Source organism: Streptomyces sp. CNQ085 (assembly GCF_022614595.1).
Lineage (GTDB): Bacteria > Actinomycetota > Actinomycetes > Streptomycetales > Streptomycetaceae > Streptomyces.
Genome location: NZ_JAJFAU010000159.1, coordinates 1 through 4,219 on the forward strand (window position 1 = coordinate 1; position 4,219 = coordinate 4,219).

5 protein-coding genes and 1 pseudogene are annotated in these 4,219 nt (G+C 73.7%); 2 read left to right on the top strand and 4 right to left on the bottom strand.

Features of this window, described 5'->3' with window-relative positions; all coding sequences use genetic code 11:
• A pseudogene (locus tag LJ221_RS20850) lies at window positions 1-467 on the bottom strand (hypothetical protein); the annotation flags it as partial.
• A gap of 133 nt (window positions 468-600) precedes the next feature.
• On the opposite strand from LJ221_RS20850, the gene LJ221_RS20855 reads away from it, so the two are divergent.
• On the top strand, window positions 601-1,203 hold the full coding sequence (locus LJ221_RS20855) for a hypothetical protein (protein WP_241718264.1): 603 nt from the start codon (window positions 601-603) through the stop codon (window positions 1,201-1,203).
• 64 nt (window positions 1,204-1,267) lie between these two features.
• Window positions 1,268-2,023, top strand: a complete 756-nt coding sequence (locus LJ221_RS20860) for a GntR family transcriptional regulator (protein ID WP_241718265.1) — start codon at window positions 1,268-1,270, stop codon at window positions 2,021-2,023.
• A 43-nt stretch (window positions 2,024-2,066) separates the two neighbouring features.
• Here the strand turns inward: LJ221_RS20860 and LJ221_RS20865 are convergent, their stop codons facing one another.
• The 3 genes from LJ221_RS20865 to LJ221_RS20875 form a co-directional block, all read right to left on the bottom strand.
• Window positions 2,067-2,510, bottom strand: coding sequence for a DUF6278 family protein (locus LJ221_RS20865; RefSeq protein WP_241718266.1), 444 nt, complete (start codon window positions 2,508-2,510; stop codon window positions 2,067-2,069).
• Between the two features lie 57 nt (window positions 2,511-2,567).
• Window positions 2,568-3,350: an exodeoxyribonuclease III gene (locus LJ221_RS20870; protein WP_241718267.1), complete on the bottom strand. Its 783-nt coding sequence runs from the start codon at window positions 3,348-3,350 to the stop codon at window positions 2,568-2,570.
• Between the two features lie 78 nt (window positions 3,351-3,428).
• Window positions 3,429-4,094 carry an MBL fold metallo-hydrolase gene (locus LJ221_RS20875; RefSeq protein ID WP_241718268.1) on the bottom strand — a complete coding sequence of 222 codons (666 nt, stop codon included), beginning with the start codon at window positions 4,092-4,094 and terminating at the stop codon, window positions 3,429-3,431.
• Between the last annotated feature and the right edge of the window lie 125 nt (window positions 4,095-4,219).

The window sequence follows — 4,219 nt, forward strand, 5'->3', positions numbered from 1 at the left end:
GCCGCCGCCCGGCCGCCCGCCGTCAGCGCGCGCTCCAGGGCCTGTTCGCGGTCGGCCGCGTGCCGCTGCTCGCGCAGTGTCCGCACCAGCACCTCCCGCAGTTCGGCGGCCCGCCTCCGCCGATCGCCGGCCGCCTCGTCGCAGGCGGCGAGCGAGGCCAGGTACAGCGTCCTCAGCCATGCGGCCCGGGGGCGCGCCCGCCGGGGGCCCCGGCGGACGGTGAGGTCGTCCAGCAGGGAGGCGACCACGTCCCACGGCGGGATACGGCGGCCCGCCAGACAGGCGGCCAGCCCTTCGGGGTCGCTCCGGGCGAAGACCCCGTACCATCCGGCGGCCGGGTCGAGTTCGGCGGTGAGCGCGGTGAGCGCGGCGGCGAACTCGGCGGCCTCGGGCAGGTCCGGACCACCGGGCACGTCGAGGCCGGCAGCGGCCCGGTGCATGCTGCCGGTCGGTTGCGGCACTGGCATGGGGCCATGGCACACCAGCCGTGTTTCATCGAATGTCACCGCCGTGCTACGAACAGTTTTCGCGCCCCTCCCCACCCCCTCTCCCTTGTCATGCTTCGAACAGAGTCACCATCCGGCGATACGCTTCCGCTCCATGGACGACAACCTGCGCGACATCGTGCTGGGCGTGCTCGCGGCCGGCATCACCACCTCGCTCGGCTGGTTCGGACGCGCCTTCCTGTGGCGCCGCGCGCTCCGCCGCGAGCAGCGCTTCTTCGGCCTGCCGGAGCACTCCGAGTGCCTGCTGGTGGTCGGGCACAAGGCCGCCGCGGAAGAGGGCGCCGTCTCCCGCGACGACGTGTTCGCCCTGCTGGAGCTGTCCGCCCTGGTCAAGGAGTGCGGCGCGAACGCGCGGGTGCTGTCGCACGAGAACGTCCGCCAGGGCTTCGGCGAGCGGACCGAGTTCTGCGTGGGGGGACCGGTGGCGAACCGGCGGACAGCGGCCCATCTCCACTCCCTGCTACCGGGGGTGCGGATCGACGCGGACGTCACCCGGGCCGCCCTCACCGCGCCGCCGGAGGCCGCACCCGTGCCCCCACCCGCCCGCCCGCCAGCACCGGGCACGTGGCCGGACCGGGAGCTGACCCGGTCAAACAGCGGATCGCGCAAGGAGTTTGCAGAACCGGGTACCGATGTCGCCGAGGTGTTCCCGATGATGTTGCCCACGACGCCTCGTGCGGCAATGGCCCCCTCCTAACCTGTTGGACCAGGCGAGGAGAGTGTTCCCACCCCGCAGGCGACAGCACGGAGAGGAGTCCCGGATGGGCGACAGCAGACCGGTCTACCAGCGGATCGCCGACGATCTGCGGCAGCAGATCGACGAGGGGATCCTGGCCGTGGGCTCCCGCATCCCCTCGCGTTCGGAGCTGAAACGCACCTACGCCGCCAGCGACCAGACCGTGGACCGGGCGGTGCGCGTACTGAAGGCCGCCGGCTACGCGGAGGGGCAGTTCGGACGCGGGGTCTTCGTCACCGACCGCAGCCCCGTCGGCAGTCTGCTGCGCACCGGCGAGACGGCGGACTCCCCGTTCGCGGCCCGGCTGCTCACCGACTCCCCGGCCACCCGCTCGCTGCTGTGGGAGGCCACCTCCACCACCACCGGGGCCCCGCCGCGGATAGCCGAGCGGCTGGGAATCGACGCGGACGACCGGGTGATGTGCACGCGGTACGAGTACCTCGCCGACCGGCGCCCGCTCCAGCTCGCCACCAGCTGGGAGCCACTGGCCCTCACCGAGGCCACCGAGGTTGTCTTCCCCGAGCGCGGCCCGTACGCCCGGCGCGGGGTGCGCGAGCGGTTCGCGGCCATCGGCCTCCCCGTGGCGCGGGCCACCGAGCTGGTCGGCTCACGGTCGGCAACCAGCGCGGAGTCGCGGGCTCTGGGGTGCTCCCCCGGGCAGTGCGTGACGGTCATCGAGCGCACCCACCACACGGCGGACGGCCGGGCCGTGGAAACCTCCGACATCGTGGTGCGCGCGGACCGGTGGCGGCTGGAGTACCGCATCGACTTCCCCGGCTGACGGCCCGGCACTCGACCGGGCGGGTCGGACCGGCCGGCGGCCGTCACGCCTCGGATGCCTCCGCGTACATCTGCGACAGCTCCGGTGTGCCGCCGAGCGCCCACTCGTGGCCCGCCGCCACCACGTCCAGCTCGCGACCGGAGGCCAGCCGCACCACCGGCCGGCCGTTCGGCCACACCTGCCACCGCGCGCCCGGCACCGTGCGGACGACGACGGTGCCCAGGTACAGGCCCGCGTCGTTGCCCAGCCAGGTCAGCGCCTCGGGGTCCTCGTCGCGCCAGCGCGGCAGCAGCTGGTCGAGGGCCGCCAGCGCCCCGGGCGTGTCCTCCAGCTCGATCCCCGCCGACTCGGCCTGTCTGCGCAGCAGTTCGCACTCGGACAGCAGTTGCGCCACTCCCTCGGCGTCATGGGGGGCGGACCGCATCACCGCCACTGCGCGGGACATGCCGTGCCGCTTGCGCCAGTTGTCCAGGAAGGGGATGTTCATACGCCTCAGCGTGACATCAACGGCGCGGTGAACGGCACTAGGCACGCGGGCGGACGCTCACACCTCCAGGTCGACGACGACCGGGGCGTGATCCGAGGCGCCCTTGCCCTTGCGCTCCTCGCGGTCGACGTAGGCGTCCTTCACCGCTGACTCGAAGGCCGGGTCGCCGTAGACCAGGTCGATGCGCATGCCCTTGTTCTTGGGGAAGCCGAGCTGGCGGTAGTCCCAGTAGGTGTAGGGGCGGTCGTACTTCAGCGGGCGCGGCACGACGTCGGCCAGGCCCGCCTCGCGCAGCCCGGCCAGCGCCTCGCGCTCGGCCGGGGTGACGTGTGTGGAGCCCTCGAAGACGGCGGGGTCGTAGACATCCTCGTCGGTCGGCGCGACGTTGTAGTCGCCGAGGACGGCGAAGGGCCGCTCCCCCTGCCCCGACTCCCTCGCCGCCAGCTCCCGCAGCGCGGCGAACCACCGGAGCTTGTACTCGAAGTGCGGGTGGCCCACCTCGCGGCCGTTGGGCACGTACACCGACCACACACGCACCCCGCCGCAGGTGGCGCCCGCCGCGCGGGGCTCGGTGACGCCCTCGTAGTCGGGCCCTCCGGGCAGGCCGATCACCGGATCCTCCAGGCCCACCCGGGACAGCACCGCCACCCCGTTCCACCGGCCCGAGGCGTTGACCGCGGCCTCGTAGCCCAGTTCGCGCAGCGGTTCGGCCGGGAACGCCTCCGCCGTGCACTTCAGCTCCTGCAGGCACAGCACGTCCGTGCCGCTGCTCTCCAGCCAGGCCAGCAGCCGCTCCAGTCGTGAGGTGATCGAGTTGACGTTCCAGGTGGCGATACGCATGGCAGCGAATCTACCGCCCGGCGCCGACAACCGGCGGGCGGCGACCGGCCGTCGGCGGGGCGCTCCTTCCGGTGGGGCTCAGCCCTGCCGCAGTACGACGCTCTGCCCGGGCTCCAGCCGGGTGTGCTCCGCGCCGGCGGTGCCGGGACCGTCCGGGCCGAGGAGGCGGCCGTAGGTCAGATGCCCGAAGTCCGACAGCAGCCCGTCGTGGACGTCGTACGCCACGCGCGGCCGTACCTCGCGCACGTAGTCGACGACCTCGGCGACCTTGCTCCAGGGGGCGTGCACCGGCAGCAGCAGGGTGTCCACCGGGCGGCCGGGGACGGTCAGGGCGTCGCCGGGGTGGAAGACGGTGCCGACGCCGTCCGCGGTGACGGCGTAGCCGATGTTGGTGACGCGCCGGATGTCGGGATGGATGACGGCGTGCAGCTCGCCGTGCGCCTCCACCTCGAAGCCGGCGGCGGTGAAGGCGTCGCCGCCGCCGACGGTGTGGACGCGTCCGGGGAAGGCGGCCGAGATCCGTTCGGCGACGCTGCGCGGGGTCCAGATCTCCGCGGCCGGGTTCGCCTCCAGCGCGGCGCGCAGCCGGCTCTCGTCGAAGTGGTCGGGGTGCTCGTGGGTGACCAGGATCGCGTCGGCGCCGACGGCGGCGTCCGCCTCGCTGAAGCCGCCCGGGTCGATGACGAGCGTGCGTCCTTCGCGGTGCAGGGCGACGCAGGCGTGGCCCTTCTTGGTGAGCTCCATGGGGCCATTGTGCTGCCCGGTCGCGGTGCCGCCCGCGCCGCCGCGAGCGGTTCGCGGAGCTGACCGGACGGGCCGCATCCCCGCGGTGAGGCACCGCGGGGGCGTTCCCGGCGGTGCCTCACCGC

What these genes read in the sequence shown, in the direction of transcription:
- LJ221_RS20855 (WP_241718264.1), top strand. Translation starts at nt 601, where the DNA reads ATGGACGACAACCTGCGCGACATCGTGCTGGGCGTGCTCGCGGCCGGC.
- LJ221_RS20860 (WP_241718265.1), top strand. Translation starts at nt 1,268, where the DNA reads ATGGGCGACAGCAGACCGGTCTACCAGCGGATCGCCGACGATCTGCGG.
- LJ221_RS20875 (WP_241718268.1), bottom strand. Translation starts at nt 4,094, where the DNA reads ATGGAGCTCACCAAGAAGGGCCACGCCTGCGTCGCCCTGCACCGCGAA.
- LJ221_RS20870 (WP_241718267.1), bottom strand. Translation starts at nt 3,350, where the DNA reads ATGCGTATCGCCACCTGGAACGTCAACTCGATCACCTCACGACTGGAG.
- LJ221_RS20865 (WP_241718266.1), bottom strand. Translation starts at nt 2,510, where the DNA reads ATGAACATCCCCTTCCTGGACAACTGGCGCAAGCGGCACGGCATGTCC.